The following is a 16,378-nucleotide window of genomic DNA, read 5'->3' as shown; positions in this document are numbered from 1 at the left end:
AACGGGCCCCGCCGGCCGGTGGCGCTAGTCGCGAATCTTCCGCGACGGCCACCACGCACGGCGGCCGATATCGCCGATCAGCCCGGGGATGAGCAGCGACCGCACCACGAAGGTGTCGATCAGCACGCCCGCCGCGACGATGAACGCGAGCTGGGCGAGGAAGATCAGCGGGATCACGCCCAGCGCCGCAAATGTCGCGGCGAGCACGATTCCGGCCGACGTGATGACGCCTCCGGTCACGGCGAGGGCGCGCCTGATGCCCTCGCGCGAGCCGTGGAGGAGCGACTCCTCCCGTGCACGCGACATGAGGAAGATCGAGTAGTCCACACCCAGCGCCACCAGGAACACAAACGCGAGCAGCGGGACCGCCGCATCGGTGCCGGGGAAGTCGAAGACGTGGTTGAAGACGATCGCGGACAGGCCCATGGTCGCCGCGAAGCTCAACACGTTCGCGAGGATGATGAGCACCGGCGCGAGCACGGACCTCAGCAACAGCATGAGGACCAGCAGGATGACCACAAGGATCGTGGGCAGGATCACGCGCAGGTCGCGCTCGGACGTCAGGCGCGTGTCGAGCGCCTCCGCCGCCTGACCGCCGACCAACGCACCGGGGTTGACGTCGTGGGCGACGGTGCGTACCTCGGCAGCGATATCGGTCGCCGCGGAGGACGATGCCGCGACGCGCGTGATCGCGTTGACCTCGACGCGACCGTCGATGACCAGCGGGTCCTCCTCAACCGCGCCGGGGGGCGCGCCCGCCGCGACCGCGGGGGTCAGCACGTACACGGTCTCGACGCCCTCGACCGCGGAGACGGCCTCGACCATCTCTGCGGCGGACTCCTCGGGGGTGATGATGCGCATGGGCGACGTCGCACCCGCGTCGAAGTGCTCCTCGAGGAGTTCGAAGCCGCTCACGGAGTCGGTCTGCTGCGTGAAGACGTCCCGCTCGCCCAGCCCGCCGGACTGGAACGTGGGCAGGAAGGCCGCGAGGATCGCGAGGCCCAGCGCGGCGGCAACCCACACGCGTCGCGGGTGGCGGTCGACGCCGCGCGAGACGCGGCCCCACACGCCAGAACGCCTCTCGACCTCCTCGACGGTGTCGGCCGTGGCGGTCGCCTCGTCACCGCGGTAGCGGGGCATCGCGGGCCAGAAGACGCCGCGCGCGTGCTTGCCGCCGATCAGCAGCAACGCGGGCAGCAGCGTGAGGGCCGCGAAGAACGATGCCGCGATGCCGATCGCGCCGGCGGGGCCGAGCGCGGAGTTCGACTTGAGGTCGCTCAGCAGCAGCACGAGCAGGCCGAGCACGACCGTGCCGGCCGATGCGGCGATGGGTTCGAGCGAGCGCTTCCATGCGGTGGCGAGCGCCGTGTAGGGCGATTCGGTGCGCAGCAGCTCCTCCCGATAGCGCGCGACGAGCAGCAGCGCGTAGTCGGTGGTGGCGCCCACCACGAGGATGAACATGATGCCCTGGCTCTGGCCGTTGAGCGTGATGACGTCCGCATTCGCGAGGGCGTACACCGCGATGATCGCTCCCGTGAGCGCGATCATCGAGGTCGACAAGACCAGGAACGGCAGCACGGGGCTGCGGTAGACGATCAGCAGGATAACGAGCACGACGCCGAGCGCCACGAGCAGCAGGATGCCGTCGATGCCGGCAAACGCGGCGGTGAGATCAGCGACCAGGCCGGCGGGGCCGGTGACGTATCCCGTGAGGCCCGTGTCGGCCTCCTCCCACGCCGCGCGCATCGTCTCCACAAAGACCTGTGCGAAGGACTCCTCACCCACCTGGGAGTCGAAGACCTCGGCGTCGATCGCGAAGGACACGAGGATCGCCTCGCCGTCCTCCGAGGGGATCGCCTGCGGGCCCTCCCCGCCGGGGCCGGTGAGCGTGACCTCGCCCACGGCGCGACCCTCGGGGTCGCCCTCGAGCGGCGCGCTCATGACCTCGTCCACAAAGGACTGCACGGTCGCGAGATCCTCGGCGCCGCCCTCGACGGCGAGAAGCGCGGGGACGGACGATGCGGGGGCGAACTCCGCGTGCGCCCTGGCGGCCGCGGTGGACTCCGCGCTCGAGGGCAGGAAGGCGGCCGAGTCGTTCTCCTGAACCTCGGAGAGCTTGCCGAAGGTCTGGCCGCCGGCACCTCCCACGGCGAGCCAAGCGACGATCACCACGAGGACGAGGATGGGGCGCAACCAGGGGCGCATGTTCGCGTGCATGACATGCACGAAGTCGAATGGCCCCCGGGGTATTCCCGCGGATTCGAAGAGTTACGCTTCTGTGATGCAGATCGTCCCCCTCGAGCTCGGTTCGCGCCTCATTCCGTACCACGAGGCGTGGGACCGTCAACGGGAGATTCACGCTCGGGTGGCGGCCGGAGAACGCGAGGACACGGTGCTGCTGGTCGAGCACGAGAGCGTCTACACGGCAGGCCGCCGCACGGCCACGTGGGACCGGCCCGTCGACGGAACGCCGGTGGTCGACGTCGATCGCGGGGGACGCATCACGTGGCACGGTCCGGGTCAGCTCGTGGGCTATCCGATCATCCGGCTCGCGGAGCCCGTCGATGTGGTGAAATACGTGCGCCGTCTCGAGCAGGCGGTGATGGACGCGTGCGCGGCCTTCGGCCTGGAGACGATGCGCGTCGAGGATCGCTCGGGCGTGTGGCTTCCCGCGTCGGGCGGGAAGAGGGAGCGCAAGATCTGTGCGATCGGCGTGCGCGTCGCGAAGGGCGTCACGATGCACGGCTTCGCGCTCAACTGCGCGCCCGATCTCGCATCGTTCGACCGGATCGTGCCGTGCGGGATCTCCGATGCCGACGTCACGTCCCTCGGGGCCGAGCTCGGCAGGGACGTCACGCTTGCCGAGGCCGCGGAGCCCACCGTGCGATTCCTGGAAAGCGCCCTGACGGACGTAAGGTGGGCCACGGCGCACACCAGCGTCCCCGACCCCCTCCCCACGAAGGAGCCCGTGTGACCATCGCACCCGAGGGCCGCAAGATGTTGCGTGTCGAGGCCCGCAACTCGGCCGTTCCGATCGAGCGCAAGCCCGAGTGGATCCGCACCAAGGCGACCATGGGTCCCGAGTACACGGACCTCAAGGGGCTCGTGAAGTCCGGCGGCCTGCACACGGTGTGCGAGGAGGCCGGGTGCCCCAACATCTTCGAGTGCTGGGAGGACCGCGAGGCCACGTTCCTCATCGGCGGTGACCAGTGCACCCGTCGCTGCGACTTCTGCCAGATCGACACCGGCAAGCCCGCGGCCTTCGACGCCGACGAGCCGCGCCGCGTCGCGGAGTCCGTGCGCCAGATGGGCCTCAAGTACTCGACCATCACGGGAGTCGCGCGCGACGACCTCGACGACGGCGGTGCGTGGCTCTACGCGGAGACCGTCCGCCAGATCCACGGCCTCGACCTGGGCGTGGGCGTCGAGCTGCTCATCCCCGACTTCAACGCCGAGCCCGACCAGCTCGCCGAGGTCTTCTCCTCGCGTCCCGAGGTGCTCGCCCACAACCTCGAGACCGTCCCCCGCGTGTTCAAGCGCATCCGCCCAGGCTTCCGCTACGACCGCTCGCTGTCCGTGCTCACCGCCGCGCAGGACGCCGGGCTGGTCACCAAGTCGAACCTCATCCTGGGCATGGGCGAGACGTTCGACGAGGCGATCGAGGCGCTGCGGGACCTTCATGCCGCGGGATGCGACCTCATCACGATCACGCAGTATCTGCGTCCGAGCCCCCGCCACCACCCCGTGGACCGGTGGGTCAAGCCGCAGGAGTTTGTCGAGCTCTCCGACGCCGCGACCGAGATGGGCTTCCTGGGCGTGATGTCCGGTCCCCTGGTGCGCTCGTCGTACCGCGCGGGCCGGCTGTGGGGGCAGGCGATGAAGCGCAAGGGACGGCCCATCCCGGCCGCCCTCGCTCACCTGGGCGAGGAGACCGAGTCGCGCCAGGAGGCCTCGGCACTGCTCAAGGCGCGCCCCGAACTCGGCTAGCACGCGGTCTCGGGACCCCGCGGCCCTGCGACTAGACTGTGCGCATCATGGCTAAGGACAAGACCCGCCCCAAGAAGCAGCGCTGGTACCACCTGGTCGCCCAGGCCTACAAGGTCACGGCGCCCCACGACAAGCTGCTGCTGCCCGGCATCCTCGTCATCGCGATCGGCGCGACCGGAATCGGCGTGCTGGTCGGCATCCTCATCGGCGGCATCGCCGCGATGATCTATGCCTCGCTGTTCGGCGTGATGACGGCGCTCCTGGGAGCGATGTTCTACCTCACGCGTCGCTTCGAGCGGAACGCCTACCTGCGCATGGAGGGCCAGACCGGAGCGTCGCTCGCCGTCGCGCAGGCCATCCGGTCCGGCTGGAAGTTCGAGGAGAACCCCGTCACGATGGATCCCCGCGGCAAGGCCGTGGTGTTCCAGGGCGTGGGTCGCGGCGGAATCGTGCTCCTCGCGGAGGGCGGCGCGGCCGCCCACAAGCCCGCCACTCAGGCGCAGAAGCGCATCGAGAAGCTCGTGCCCGGAGTGCCCGTCACCATCATCTACGTGGGGCGCGGCGAGGGCGAGGTGCCCCTGACGGGGCTCACCAAGGCGATTCGCCGCACGCCCAAGGCCCTCAAGCGCACGGACCGTGGCACCGTCGAGGCGCGACTGCGCGCGATCGGCGCGACGCGTCCGCCGCTGCCCAAGGGAATCGACCCCGTGCGCGCGCGTCCCGACCGCAAGGGCATGCGCGGGCGCTGAGTGCGCCCAGCGTCTCAGCCCAGCTTCACCCGCACGCCCTGCTCGGACGCACTGAAGCGCACGTCGCTCATGTCGCGCACGCGCGCGAGGCCCACCGTGGCATCGGTGTCGAGCGTGCCCACGACCACCACGGTCGCCCCAGCCGCGAGGGCCGCCCTCACCCCGGCATCGGCGTCCTCGAAGACCACGCACTCGCGAGGGTCGGCGCCCAGCGCCTGCGCGCCGCGCCGGTAGGGCTCGGGGTCAGGCTTGCCGCGCGCCACGTCCTCGGCGGCGATCATGACGTCGATCGCGGGGAAGCCCAGGCGCGCGAGGCGGCGCAGGGCCGGCTCGCGCAGCGCGGAGGTGACCACGGCCCAGCGCCCCGCGGGCAGCGTGCGCACCGCGGCGACCGCCCCGGGGATCTCGACGTCCGCGTCGAAGCGCTCGGCCTCCCACTGCGCGATCTGCGCGAACCATGGCTCGATGTCGGCGTGCTCGCCCAGGAAGCGTCGCAGCGTCGCGCGCGCGGGCACGCCGTGGACGGTCGCCAGCACCTCGGCGACGTCGAAGCCGGCCTGGCGGGCGAAGTCTCCCCACACCGTGTCGACGGTGGCGGTCGAGTCGATGAGGGTGCCGTCCATGTCGAGCAGCACGGCCGCCGCGTCGAGCGTGGTCATGAGTCGCCTCCCAGGCGTGTGATGCGGGTGTGGGCCACACGATCGTGAAGGCCGCGCCCGTCCGGCCCCCACACCACTGCGGGGATGACGAGTGCGAGCAGCACCGTGCGGATTGCCGCCTTGATGAGGCCCACCGCGGGAGCGCCGTCCTCGCGCACCACGCGCAGTCCCACGATCCGGTGGCCGATCGTGCTGCCCAGCGTGGCGACCAGCAGCAGGTGCTGGGCCGCCCACACCCCGAGCGTCGCGAAGGAGGACCCCGACAGCAGCGCGCGCTCGACCGCGCTCACCGCCTCGACCGGGTAGTCGGGGTCGGGAAAGAATGCCGACGAGATGAGCAGGCTCAGCACCCAGTCGATGCCGATGCCCGCGAGCCGGCGCGGGATCCGGGCGGACGGGGCGGCCGGCGTGTCCGGTGAGGAGGGGTCGGGCACAGGGTTGTCGGGCGCGGTGGTGTCGGGCGGCGTCACGAGACCCAAGGTTATCCGGCTGGGCGGTGCCCACTCCCCTGCCCAGGGACACGCGTCCACGCGTGCAAGCGGCCACAGTTAACACTTTGGAAACATGACGTGTACGTGGCGGCAACGGAGCCCCCTTAGGGTGTGAGGTGCCAGTCCAGGCCTGTCCATCTGTTCAAGGAGTACCGGATGTTCAAAGACGCCAACGAGGCGATCGAGTACGTGAAGAACGAGGGCGTCGAGTTCGTCGACATCCGCTTCTGCGACCTGCCCGGTCAGATGCACCACTTCAACATTCCCGCGTCGCAGTTCACCGAGGACGTGTTCACCGAGGGCGCCATGTTCGACGGCTCGTCGATCCGTGGCTTCCAGGCGATCAACGAGTCCGACATGAAGCTGCTGCCGGACGTCGCGACCGCATTCGTCGACCCGTTCCGCAAGGCGAAGACGCTGGTCATCAACTTCTCGATCGTGGACCCGTTCACGAACGAGCCCTACTCGCGTGACCCCCGCAACATCGCGGCCAAGGCCGTCGAGTACCTGAAGTCGACCGGAATCGGCGACACCGCCTTCTTCGCCCCCGAGGCGGAGTTCTTCATCTTCGACTCCGTGCGCTTCGACACGAACCAGCACGAGGGTTACTACCACATCGAGTCCTCCGAGGGCTGGTGGAACACCGGCGTCGAGACCGAGGCAGACGGCTCCGCCAACCGCGGCTACAAGACGCGCTACAAGGGCGGCTACTTCCCCGTCTCCCCCGGCGACCAGTTCGCTGACCTCCGCGACGAGATGTGCAAGGTCCTCGAGGAGGTGGGCCTGAAGCTCGAGCGTGCGCACCACGAGGTGGGCACCGCCGGTCAGCAGGAGATCAACTACCGCTTCAACACGCTGTTGCACGCGGGCGACGACATCCAGAAGTTCAAGTACGTCGTCAAGAACGTCGCATGGCGCGCGGGCAAGACCGTGACCTTCATGCCCAAGCCGCTGTTTGGTGACAACGGCTCCGGCATGCACGTCCACCAGTCGATCTGGAAGAACGGCGAGCCGCTCTTCTACGACGAGTCCGGCTACGGCGGCCTGTCCGACATCGCCCGCTGGTACATCGGCGGCATCCTCAAGCACGCGCCGTCGCTGCTCGCGTTCACCAACCCGACCGTCAACTCGTACCACCGCCTCGTGCCGGGCTACGAGGCGCCGGTCAACCTGGTGTACTCGGCTCGCAACCGCTCCGCCGCAGTCCGCATCCCGATCACCGGTTCGAACGCCAAGGCCAAGCGCATCGAGTTCCGCGCCCCCGACCCGTCGTCGAACCCGTACCTCGCGTTCGCGGCACTGCTCATGGCGGGCCTCGACGGCATCAAGAACCGCATCGAGCCCCCTGCCCCGGTGGACAAGGACCTCTACGAGCTCCCCCCGGAGGAGCACGCTCAGATCCAGCAGGTCCCGGCCTCGCTCCCCGAGGTGCTCGACGCCCTCGAGGCGGACCACGGCTTCCTCACCGAGGGTGGCGTGTTCACCGAGGACCTCATCGAGATGTGGATCGACCTCAAGCGCACGCAGGAGATCGACCCGCTGCGCTTCCGTCCGCACCCGCACGAGTTCGAGCTCTACTACGACTGCTAAGTAGCGCTTCAAGGAAGCCCCCGGCACCTCACCAGGTGTCGGGGGCTTCTGCGCGTTCCGGCACCGGGCATCGATGCCTTGCAATGGTTCAGCGTCAGCGCACGGACCTAACCGTGTGCTCGAGTGCTTCTCGGACAAGCGAGGACACGACGCTCGGCACCCCCACGCCTCAGCTCGCCGCGACCTCGACGCGGCACATGAGCGGCCCCTCGAACGGCAGCAGCCGCACGTCGACACTGTCCGCACCCGCGCCCCGCGCGAGACCCCGCAGCATCGCGGCATGAACCCCGCACACGACATCCGGGCGGTCGTGAGCGAGTGCGGCGAGGGGGCACGCCCCGATCTCGACGTGCACGGCGCCCGCGGAGGCACCCAGGTCCCCCGCTCCCCGCGCCTCCTCAAGCACGCGCGGCTCCATCCCCATCGACTCCAGCTCCCGCGAGACCAGCCCGACCACCGCGGTGACCCCGCCGACGGAACCGGCCGCCCGCCCAAGATCCTCGCCCCAGCGTGAGCCCTCTCGCTCGACGGCCGCGGCGGCCTCCTCGGGCCCGGTTCCGTAGTGAGAGAGGACGATGCGCAGCACCCGATCGCGCAGGTCGTGGGCCTCCGCTCCGGTCGCGGTGAAGGTGGCAGGCATTGCGGCCGCACCCGGCGACGGGACCGCCGCGTACAGCGCCCGCGGACGCCCCCGGCCCGTCCGCGGTCCGGGGAGGCGTTCCACGAGCCCCTCGGCGACCAGGACGTCGAGATGTTCGCGCGCGGTGTTGGGGTGCAGGCCAACTGCCGCGGCGAGGTCGTCGACTCCGACACCGACTCCGCCGGGTGCCGCACGCCGCCTCAGCTCGAGCATCAGCGCCGCGCGACGGGCGGGACCGCGCGCGAGCCGCGGCGCGACCGCACTCGTCTCCGAAACGCCGCCCGCGCCGGACATCAGCAGCAGCTGACGCGCGACACCGCCACGCGCCACAGCTCGGGGCCCGCCTGGAGGTAGTCGACCTGGAAGTCGCCAGCGACCTCCGCCTCGATCTCGTTGACCAGCCGCGCAGGGTCGTGAGGGGCGGCGATCACCACGGACTCGCCGGGCACCAGCGACGTCACCATGCCGATGACGCGCGCGTGCCTCACCTCGCGAGGGATCGCGCGCACGTCGATGTCGGTGTCGAGAGGCGCCGTGCTAAGCGACGGAATGGCGGACGGCGCGCCGTCGAGCAGCGAGTCGGCGGAGACGGTCTGAGCGCCGCCGCCACCGCCGCAGCCTCCTCCTCCGCATCCGCAGGCGTGACCGGTCTCGGCGGCGGCGGTGGTGCTGGTGATGTCTGACATGGGATCTCCTGTGGTTGAGGGTGGACGGGACTATTCGGTGACCGCGAAGGCGCCCGCGGCGCCTCGCTCGGCGTCGACCATGATGTGCGAGACGAAGGGGTAGCGGCCCGGCTCCGGAAAGCTCAGCTCGACAAATCCGCCCTGGCCCGGCTGGAGCGCGAGCGCCTGCGCGCCACCGGCGGCGCCGGGATCCCCGGGGCCACCCAACTGGTACGCGCCCTCGAAGTACACGGTGTCGAACTGCGAACCGACCACGTGAAAGGAACTCGCCCGGTTGGGCCCCACATCCACGACCCACACGCGCACGCGCTCGCCCACCGCTGCCTCGAGCGGGTGGTCCTTGTATTGCGTCGCGTGGCCGTTGAAGACCACCAGGTCGGGCGCCTCCGCCGCGATCTTGTCCGCGTCGGCGAAGCCGCCCTGATCGCCCAGGTAGTACTCGGACTGCACGAGCACATACTCGCGGTCCACGGGCTCCAGGTCGGGGGGATCGATGATGACCGCCCCCGCCATGCCGTTCGCGATGTGCAGCGACATGGGCATGGTCGAGCAGTGATACATCCACGCCCCGGCACGCTCCGCCACGAAGCGATATGTGAGGCTCTCGCCCGGCTCGATGGTCCTCATGACGTCGTCGGGCGCGATCCAGCTCGCGTGGAAGTCGATCGAGTGACCCATGTCCCCGTTGTTGACCAGCGTCACCTCGAAGACGTCGCCCACCTTGCCCCGCAGCGTGGGTGCGGGCACACCGCCGCCGAAGGTCCACAGCTCCTGCGTCACGCCGGGGGCCACCTCGGTCATGACGTTCTCGACTTCGAGGGTGACACGATGGACGGTCGCGTCCGGTGCGGGCTCGAGCGTCGCGTCGAACGGCGATCCCGACATGGGTGCCTGGAGATCGATGGTTGCATGCTCGCCTTCGCCGTGCACGCCCGACGGGGTCGGCGCGGCAGTCGCCTCGGCCACCGGGGCATCGTCCCCACCCGTGACCACCACGGCGAGGGTCATGCCCATCTGGCGGTGACCCGCGATCGAGCACCAGCCGTCGAGGGAGCGACCCACCACGCCCACGTCGAGCACGGCGGACTCCCCCGGCGCGATCCTGCCGCTCGCCTGCCCGCTGTCGAGGACCAGATCATGCGAGGTCGTGTCGGTATTGACCACCTCGATCACCAGCCGGTCGCCCGCCTCGATCTCGATGATCGAGGGCGTGAAGCGCATGTCGCGCGCCTCGACGCGCACCTCGACGGTGCGGCCGGTCGCGGTGACCTCCGCGGCCGCGGACTCTCCGACGCCCGCGGACGCGGGATCGGCGGCCACGGCCGCGGCGGTGCCCAGCAGCAGCGCGCACGCCGCGACCAGCGCGGCACCCCGGCCGCGCACGGTCGGCAGTTGCGCGGCCATCTGCACGGGGACGATGCGCGGGTTCCCGTCCGCGGGCGCCTCGCGCCGGGTGCGGAAGGACACGCGCACGGCGCGTCCGATCGCGGCGAGGGTCCACACCGCCGCAGCGAGCGCGAACATCGAGCCCGCCACGCGCACGAGGCTGGGCGTGGGCAGCACCCACAGCGCGACTCCCCCGTTGAGCAGCACGAACCTCGCGAGGGCACGGCGCTCGACGGCGTCGCGCGCGGCACGCACCGCGTGGGGTCCGCCACCCAGCACCATGGGCAACAGGTGAGTGAGGGCGCCCAGCAGCACCTGCGCGGCGCCGCCGGCCACGAGCGCGGCCACCACGCCGCCCATGCGCTGACGGGACTCCTCCCAGTCACCCGCGGTGGCGACAAAGGCGGCCCACGTCAGGGTCGCGCTCGCCATCCAGGTGACGGACGCCGCGAGATGCCACGCGGCGACGGTGCCTGGCACGCGGGAGCCGGAGACGCGAGGAGAGGCCGCGCGCAGCATCGGCACGGCGGAGAGCGCGATGCCTGCCGTCACGACGAGCACCGCAGCCGCGTAGGCCACGCGCGCCCCGACCACAAGCGCCGCGCCCGAGAGGACCACACCGGATCCCATGAGAACCAGCCCGGCGCGCCCGAACCGCACGCCGCCCTCGGGGATGCGCACCGCGAGCACGGTGGGCCACAGCGTGATGAGCGTGGCCATCACCGTGAGACCCACCCACCCCAGGATCATGAGCGTGACGTGGGCGAGGTAGAGCCGCGCCGCGATCGCGTCCGTCGCGGGTCCGCGCGCCAGCAGCACGCCGCACACGACTCCGCCGACCAGGCTGGCTCCCGCGGCGACATACGCCCAGGTGCTCCAGCCCAGCCGGTTCGACAGGGCGCCGCGTGCCGCGAGCGCGATCTCGACCGCATGCCACGCGACGGCGATGCCCACGACCGCCCCGCCCGCCACGACCGCGCGCGGCGACGGCGCAACCATGCCCGCGATCACCGCGACGGCACCCACCGTGTGGGCGGCGAGCCGCGCCACCTGACCCCGCCGCCCGGTCGGCAGCGAGCGCCGACGCAGGGCCTCGGCAAAGTGCGCGCTCCACACGAGGATCGCGGCGGACACCCCGCCCAGCATGAGGAGGTGCACCATGAGCCACTCGGACGCCGGCAGGACGCGATGCGCGGCGGCCGCCACGGCGGCGGCGACCAGCCACGCGGCCACGAGAGCATTGGCGCGCAGATGCCAGCGGGCCCTCATGACGCCACCTCCACGAGTCGCTCATCGACGACGGGAGCGAGTTGCGCGCGTCGCGTGCGGCGCGCGTCGCGTGCCGCCACCACCACGGAGCCCACCGCCGTCGCCGCGAAGCCAAGCACGGCCGCCACGTTGAGCACGCCGCCCCACGTCAGGGCCGCCTCGACCCCATACGCGTCGCCCGCAAGCAGCCGCAGCACCAACGATGCGTGAAGCAGCACCAGCGGGACGTACATGATCCGGCGGTACGGCAGGGCGACGCGGAGCACGGCCGGCAGAATAATGGGCGCGTGGGCCATGATCATCGACATCGTGAAGCCCAGGAACACGGCATGGATGACGGCGTCGTACGCGGCACCGTCGGGGACCCCGCCCGCGAGCCACACGGCACCCGCGACGGCCATCCACGCGTAGCCGGCCAGCATCGCGGCCGCGGCAAATCGCGGTAGTCCCGACGCGCGCACCATGCGCCGTGCGACGTCACCCGTCACGAGCACCGTACACAGCACGAGCACCGCGACGCCCAGCAGCGCAGTCCCCAGGTCCCCCGCGACGGTCGCCGCGATCACTCCCGCGCACACGGTCCCGCTCGCGAGCAGGCCGCGCGCGCCGATACTGGGGTTCTCGAGCCGCGCGAGCTCCGCCCGCTCTCCCGCGATGGTGAGCAGGACGAATCCGGCGAGCCACGGCAGCACGGTGGCCACGGGCGCTCCCGCGGTCCACAGGAGCGCGGCAGCGGCGGCCAGCGCGGCTCCCAGGACCTGCGTGGCGAGCTCGGGGCTCTCCTGTCGTTGCCACAGCGCGGCATACACCGCGAGGAGCATCATCGCGCCCGCGGTCAGCAGCGCCCCGCCCACACGAGGGTCAGCAGGCGTGAGCAGTGCGAGTCCCCCGAGCCCCAGCAGCGCGGGTGACGCCAGGGCCCACACGCGGCCGAGCGCGACGGCGCGTTCAAGGGAGATCACGGTGCCCACGAAGCCGAGCGTCATGAGGATGCCGTGCGCGGCGGCGAGTCGCTCGCCGTCGAAGGAGAGCACGCCGAGCAGGGCAAGGGCGCCGATGCTGCCCGCGACCAGCGCGATGCCGCCGGGTATCAGCAGCGCCAGCCGGGTCACCTTTTTCACGGGTTCAGCGTAAGAATTCCGCTGGCCCCCGGTGCGGGACCTATGTCCTTGACGCCGCCGCGGCTCGGGTCAGGATCGCGGCCACCGCCGACTCGCGCGGGACGGCGAGCGGCGCGCTCCACGCGCCCGCACGCAGCGCAATCACCGTCACGTCCGGGTAGTCGGGGTGCGCGGCGGCGTCGACGCCGTCGACCGCCCCCAGCGCCACCGTCAGGCGCGAGGCCGAGTGCACGGGCGTGGACCCCCGCACGAGCGCCTCATGCCTGCCCAGCACCTCGAGAGCGACCGAGTCGCCCGCGAGCACGCAGCCCTGCGCGACCATGGGCGACAGCGCATGCGACACGCGCCGCAACGCGCCGCGCATTCCCGTGCCGCCTGGCGCGACCCTCGCGCGGGCATGGCAGGCCCATGCACGCACGTCGGGGTGGGCGGCGCTCACCTCGCGGAGGTCGGCTCCCAAGGCGAGGTCGCCGCCCGCGTCGAGCGCCGCGAGACTCACCGCCCCAGGGGGCGCGGCATCGGCCAGCGTGCGACCGACCGAGCCGCGCCCCCACCGCACGAACTCCGCGCGCAGCGCGCCGGTGAGGAGACCGACGCTCGCGCGAGCAGAGCCGTTGAACCGCATCGTCAGCTCTCCGCCATCGTCCGTGGCGATGGACAGCCACCCCTCGAGCAGATTGACCGTGTCCCGCACCGCGACGATCCTCGCGAGCGGGATGTCCGCATGGTCGTAGCCGCCCCCCGCGCCCGGCTGGGCCCCGCGTGGGAGGTCGCGACCGCGACGGGACAGGACCGTGAGCGAGTCACGACCGAGCACGAGCAGGTGGTCGTAGAGGTCCATGTCGGGTGAAGCGTCGCGGCGCGCCACGTTGCGGGGCACCTTGAGCACGAGCCTCGCGGCAGCCAGGTCGACTCCATGCGGCCGGAACAGGCGCGGCACGTCCGCCTCCGTCTCGACCCGGTCGATCCACGGTCCGAAGCGGTCGTACTCGCTCACCGGGCGCTCAGGATTCGCCACGATCGCCCCCTTCGCGGGTCGACGTGCCGTCCCGGCCGATGCTGTCCAGGACGTCGGTGAATGCGGCCAGTGCCGTCGCGGGCACCCGATCCACAATCCTCGCCCGCGCGCTCGCGACGTGCAGCGGATCCACCTCCGCGAGCCGGTCGCGGCCTGCCTGTGTGAGACGCGCCTCGTGTCCGCGCCCGTCCGCCGCGCTCCGGCGGCGCTCCACGAATCCCTTCGCCTCGAGGGACTTCACGACCCGAGTCACCGCCCCGAGCGTCAGCGCCGTGAGGCGGGCGAGTTCGCCCATGCGCAGCGAGTGGGCCGGGGACTCGGACAGGTGTCTGAGGGTCACGTACTCGGTGAAGGACACGCCGGCCGCCGCTCCCAGGTCCGCCTGGAAGGCCCGGGGCACCACCACCAGCACCCGCACGAGAGCGCGCAAGAAGTCCTCCTCCTCCCGGCTCAGCGGTGCGGGGGCGGGGTCGTCCGCGTGTGCGCGGTCGGGCTGCGATGCCGTCATGAGATTACTTTAGGGCTAAAGCAAACCCGTGCCGTGCATCGTCCCTCCACCCGACCGCGCCGCACCCGTCAGAGACCTACCCGAACGTGAACGAGTAGACCTCGACCCCGCCCGTGACCTCGACGTCGAGGACGCGCGCGCCGCCGTCCACCCCCGCGGCGGCCGCGCCGACCCCGAGTCCCTGCACGGCCAGTCCGTTGCCCAGGTCGATGCGCGCGGATTGGGCGCCTCCCGTGAGGAAGATCACGGGAAGCACGGGCAGGATGCACGGCGAGATTCCGGTGATGAGCCCACCCAACAGGCCGATGATCGCGAGTGTCATGACGAGTCCCTTCGTGTGCCGGCGGTTCGGCACCACAACGGGTTCGGCCACAGCGGCTCTCCGGATTGCCGCGACGCGCACCGCCGAAAAGTCACCCCATCCGGCCGCCGATGCCGGGCGAACCTCCCGTGACGCCGCACCCGCGGCAGGCGCCCACCCGGGCGCTGGCAGCAGGATCCGCCGGGCGGATCCCGAGAACGGAGGCAGAGATGTCCACCACGATCAAGCACGCAGGAGCGATCACCCTGGCGATGGCGGGAGCACTGCTGCTCTCCGCCTGCGCAGGCGGCGATGCGGACACGGACGACGTGTCGACGATGCCCGCCGAGCCGACCATGGCGGCCGAGCCGAGCCCGTCGGCCACCGCCGGCGACGCGATGGAGGAGGACGCGATGGGCATGGACCCCTACGCCAACCTCGTGGGCGCGGCCTGCATGGACTACGACGAGCAGGTTCCCGACGGCGCGGGCTCGATCCAGGGCATGTCCCAGGACCCCGTCGCGGTCGCCGCGTCGAGCAACCCGTTGCTCACCACCCTGGTGGCGGCGGTCAGCGGCCAGTTGAACCCCGACGTCAACTTGGTCGACACCCTCAACGGCGACGAGTTCACGGTCTTCGCCCCCGTCGACGACGCGTTCGCGCAGATCGACGCCGACACGATCGCCACTCTCGAGACCGACGCCGACCTCCTCACGTCGATCCTCACGTATCACGTGATCCCCGGCCAGATCGAGCCGGACGCGATCGCGGGCACCCACACCACGGTCAACGGCGCGGAGCTCACGGTGACGGGCAGTGGCGACGCGATCATGGTCGGCGACGGTGCGACCGTGCTGTGCGGAGGCGTCCAGACCGCGAACGCCACGGTGTACTTGGTCGACTCGGTGCTCATGCCCCCGGCCTAAGCCGCAAACGCTCACGGCCCGCCGCACGCCAGGAACAGACCTGGGAGGTGCGGCGGGCCGTGTCGCGTGCGCTGCCGGAGGGAGGGTGCCTACGCGACGCCGGGCAGCGCGAGCGTGTGGTCGGTGTGCTCGACCTTGGTCAGCAGGTAGCGAGCGTTGGACTCGGCGAGGTGGACCCCGGTCGGCACGCGCTCCTCGACGTCGATGCCCAGCAGCTCGAGCTGTGCGGCCTTGTCGGGGTTGTTGCTGAGCAGCCGGATGCGCCCGGCGCCCACGGCGTGCAGCATCTGAGCCGCCGGCTCGTAGTCGCGCTCGTCCTCGCCCCTGCCGAGCGCGACGTTGGCCTCGTACGTGTCCAGGCCGGTGTCCTGGAGCGCATACGCGTCGAGCTTGGCGTACAGGCCGATCCCGCGACCCTCTTGGCGCAGGTACAGAAGGATTCCGCCCGCCTCGGCGATGCGCTCCACGGCCTCGCGCAGCTGCGGTCCGCAGTCGCATCGCTCCGAGCCGAGCACGTCCCCGGTGAGGCACTCGGAGTGCGGGCGCACGAGCGGAGCGGGACCGCCCGAGGCGGAGCGCTCGAGGGCGCCCTCCCAGTCGCCCAGGCCGATCGCGAGGTGCTCGCGCCCGTCGGCCAGGCCCGTGAAGGTCATGACGCGAGCGGTGGTCGCGTAGCCGTCGGCGAAGCGCAGCGGCACCGTGACGGCGGTGCGCACCTGCGCGCGCGTGGGCTCGAGCGGGTGCTCGCGGCCCGCCGCGGTCGAGGCGTCAATGCTGCGCACGCGGGAGCGCAAGAGGGGGCAGGTCACGGCCACGGCTGGTCCTTCCGTCGAGGGTGCGCTCGCGCGCAGGTAGCAGTGCCGACACACGTATGCGCGCGCATATTTCCGCCTGAATGAGAACGATGCGGTCACGGCTTGGTCACGTTCGCGCCGCACGCGCGCCACGGGTTTGCTCGCGACCCATGCAACCGCTTACATTGGTGGCCATCTCCCGCGGAGCTCAACGGTGCGCGCGCGGGCTTCCTCGCGTCCGAGATCCGGCGCG

The 16,378-nt window shown here is 71.3% G+C and carries 16 protein-coding genes; 5 read left to right on the top strand and 11 right to left on the bottom strand.

Features of this window, described 5'->3' with window-relative positions; genetic code table 11:
• Nucleotides 1-24: 24 nt before the first annotated feature.
• Entirely contained in the window at nt 25-2,172 is a 2,148-nt protein-coding gene (locus tag ABEA62_RS00615; protein ID WP_345378000.1) for an MMPL family transporter, read from the bottom strand.
• Nucleotides 2,173-2,281: 109 nt separating this feature from the next.
• Between ABEA62_RS00615 and lipB the strand changes: the two genes are divergently transcribed.
• The 3 genes from lipB to ABEA62_RS00600 are packed head-to-tail and all read left to right on the top strand — an operon-like array spanning nt 2,282 to nt 4,736.
• Nucleotides 2,282-2,974, top strand: coding sequence for a lipoyl(octanoyl) transferase LipB (lipB, locus tag ABEA62_RS00610; RefSeq protein ID WP_286215751.1), 693 nt, complete (start codon nt 2,282-2,284; stop codon nt 2,972-2,974).
• On the top strand, nt 2,971-3,987 hold the full coding sequence (lipA, locus tag ABEA62_RS00605) for a lipoyl synthase (RefSeq protein WP_286215750.1): 1,017 nt from the start codon (nt 2,971-2,973) through the stop codon (nt 3,985-3,987). Before lipB ends, lipA begins: the two co-directional genes overlap by 4 nt.
• A gap of 47 nt (nt 3,988-4,034) precedes the next feature.
• Nucleotides 4,035-4,736 (top strand): DUF4191 domain-containing protein, encoded by a 702-nt coding sequence (locus ABEA62_RS00600; RefSeq protein ID WP_286215749.1) that lies wholly within the window; start codon nt 4,035-4,037, stop codon nt 4,734-4,736.
• Between the two features lie 14 nt (nt 4,737-4,750).
• Here ABEA62_RS00600 and ABEA62_RS00595 read toward each other — a convergent pair whose 3' ends face one another.
• Complete coding sequence (locus ABEA62_RS00595; protein WP_286215748.1) at nt 4,751-5,395, bottom strand: HAD-IA family hydrolase; 645 nt, start codon at nt 5,393-5,395, stop codon at nt 4,751-4,753.
• Nucleotides 5,392-5,865, bottom strand: a complete 474-nt coding sequence (locus tag ABEA62_RS00590) for an RDD family protein (protein WP_286215747.1) — start codon at nt 5,863-5,865, stop codon at nt 5,392-5,394. Before ABEA62_RS00590 ends, ABEA62_RS00595 begins: the two co-directional genes overlap by 4 nt.
• Nucleotides 5,866-6,042: 177 nt before the next feature.
• Between ABEA62_RS00590 and glnA the strand changes: the two genes are divergently transcribed.
• Nucleotides 6,043-7,476 carry a type I glutamate--ammonia ligase gene (gene glnA / locus ABEA62_RS00585; RefSeq protein ID WP_345377995.1) on the top strand — a complete coding sequence of 478 codons (1,434 nt, stop codon included), beginning with the start codon at nt 6,043-6,045 and terminating at the stop codon, nt 7,474-7,476.
• Between the two features lie 169 nt (nt 7,477-7,645).
• Here glnA and ABEA62_RS00580 read toward each other — a convergent pair whose 3' ends face one another.
• From ABEA62_RS00580 to ABEA62_RS00550, 7 genes are all read right to left on the bottom strand, one after another.
• Complete coding sequence (locus ABEA62_RS00580; RefSeq protein ID WP_345377993.1) at nt 7,646-8,446, bottom strand: helix-turn-helix domain-containing protein; 801 nt, start codon at nt 8,444-8,446, stop codon at nt 7,646-7,648.
• Complete coding sequence (locus ABEA62_RS00575; protein ID WP_286215745.1) at nt 8,410-8,802, bottom strand: DUF2249 domain-containing protein; 393 nt, start codon at nt 8,800-8,802, stop codon at nt 8,410-8,412. The genes ABEA62_RS00580 and ABEA62_RS00575 overlap by 37 nt, the downstream gene beginning before the upstream one ends.
• A gap of 30 nt (nt 8,803-8,832) precedes the next feature.
• A complete protein-coding gene (locus ABEA62_RS00570) occupies nt 8,833-11,457 on the bottom strand; it encodes a multicopper oxidase domain-containing protein (RefSeq protein ID WP_345377991.1) in 2,625 nt (874 codons plus the stop codon).
• Nucleotides 11,454-12,578: a hypothetical protein gene (locus tag ABEA62_RS00565; RefSeq protein WP_286215743.1), complete on the bottom strand. Its 1,125-nt coding sequence runs from the start codon at nt 12,576-12,578 to the stop codon at nt 11,454-11,456. Before ABEA62_RS00565 ends, ABEA62_RS00570 begins: the two co-directional genes overlap by 4 nt.
• A gap of 40 nt (nt 12,579-12,618) precedes the next feature.
• Nucleotides 12,619-13,596 carry a hypothetical protein gene (locus ABEA62_RS00560; RefSeq protein ID WP_345377988.1) on the bottom strand — a complete coding sequence of 326 codons (978 nt, stop codon included), beginning with the start codon at nt 13,594-13,596 and terminating at the stop codon, nt 12,619-12,621.
• Nucleotides 13,583-14,104 (bottom strand): MarR family winged helix-turn-helix transcriptional regulator, encoded by a 522-nt coding sequence (locus tag ABEA62_RS00555; RefSeq protein ID WP_286215740.1) that lies wholly within the window; start codon nt 14,102-14,104, stop codon nt 13,583-13,585. The genes ABEA62_RS00560 and ABEA62_RS00555 overlap by 14 nt, the downstream gene beginning before the upstream one ends.
• Before the next feature lie 76 nt (nt 14,105-14,180).
• Nucleotides 14,181-14,426, bottom strand: a complete 246-nt coding sequence (locus tag ABEA62_RS00550; RefSeq protein WP_286216805.1) for a hypothetical protein — start codon at nt 14,424-14,426, stop codon at nt 14,181-14,183.
• Between the two features lie 209 nt (nt 14,427-14,635).
• Between ABEA62_RS00550 and ABEA62_RS00545 the strand changes: the two genes are divergently transcribed.
• Entirely contained in the window at nt 14,636-15,331 is a 696-nt protein-coding gene (locus ABEA62_RS00545) for a fasciclin domain-containing protein (protein ID WP_345377985.1), read from the top strand.
• An 89-nt stretch (nt 15,332-15,420) separates the two neighbouring features.
• Here ABEA62_RS00545 and ABEA62_RS00540 read toward each other — a convergent pair whose 3' ends face one another.
• Nucleotides 15,421-16,140: a GTP cyclohydrolase II gene (locus ABEA62_RS00540; protein WP_425557932.1), complete on the bottom strand. Its 720-nt coding sequence runs from the start codon at nt 16,138-16,140 to the stop codon at nt 15,421-15,423.
• Between the last annotated feature and the right edge of the window lie 238 nt (nt 16,141-16,378).

Source organism: Demequina sediminis, from assembly GCF_039545075.1.
GTDB classification, from domain to species: domain Bacteria; phylum Actinomycetota; class Actinomycetes; order Actinomycetales; family Demequinaceae; genus Demequina; species Demequina sediminis.
Note: the sequence above shows the minus strand (reverse complement) of the source record. Positions and strands in the feature narration are given on the sequence as shown.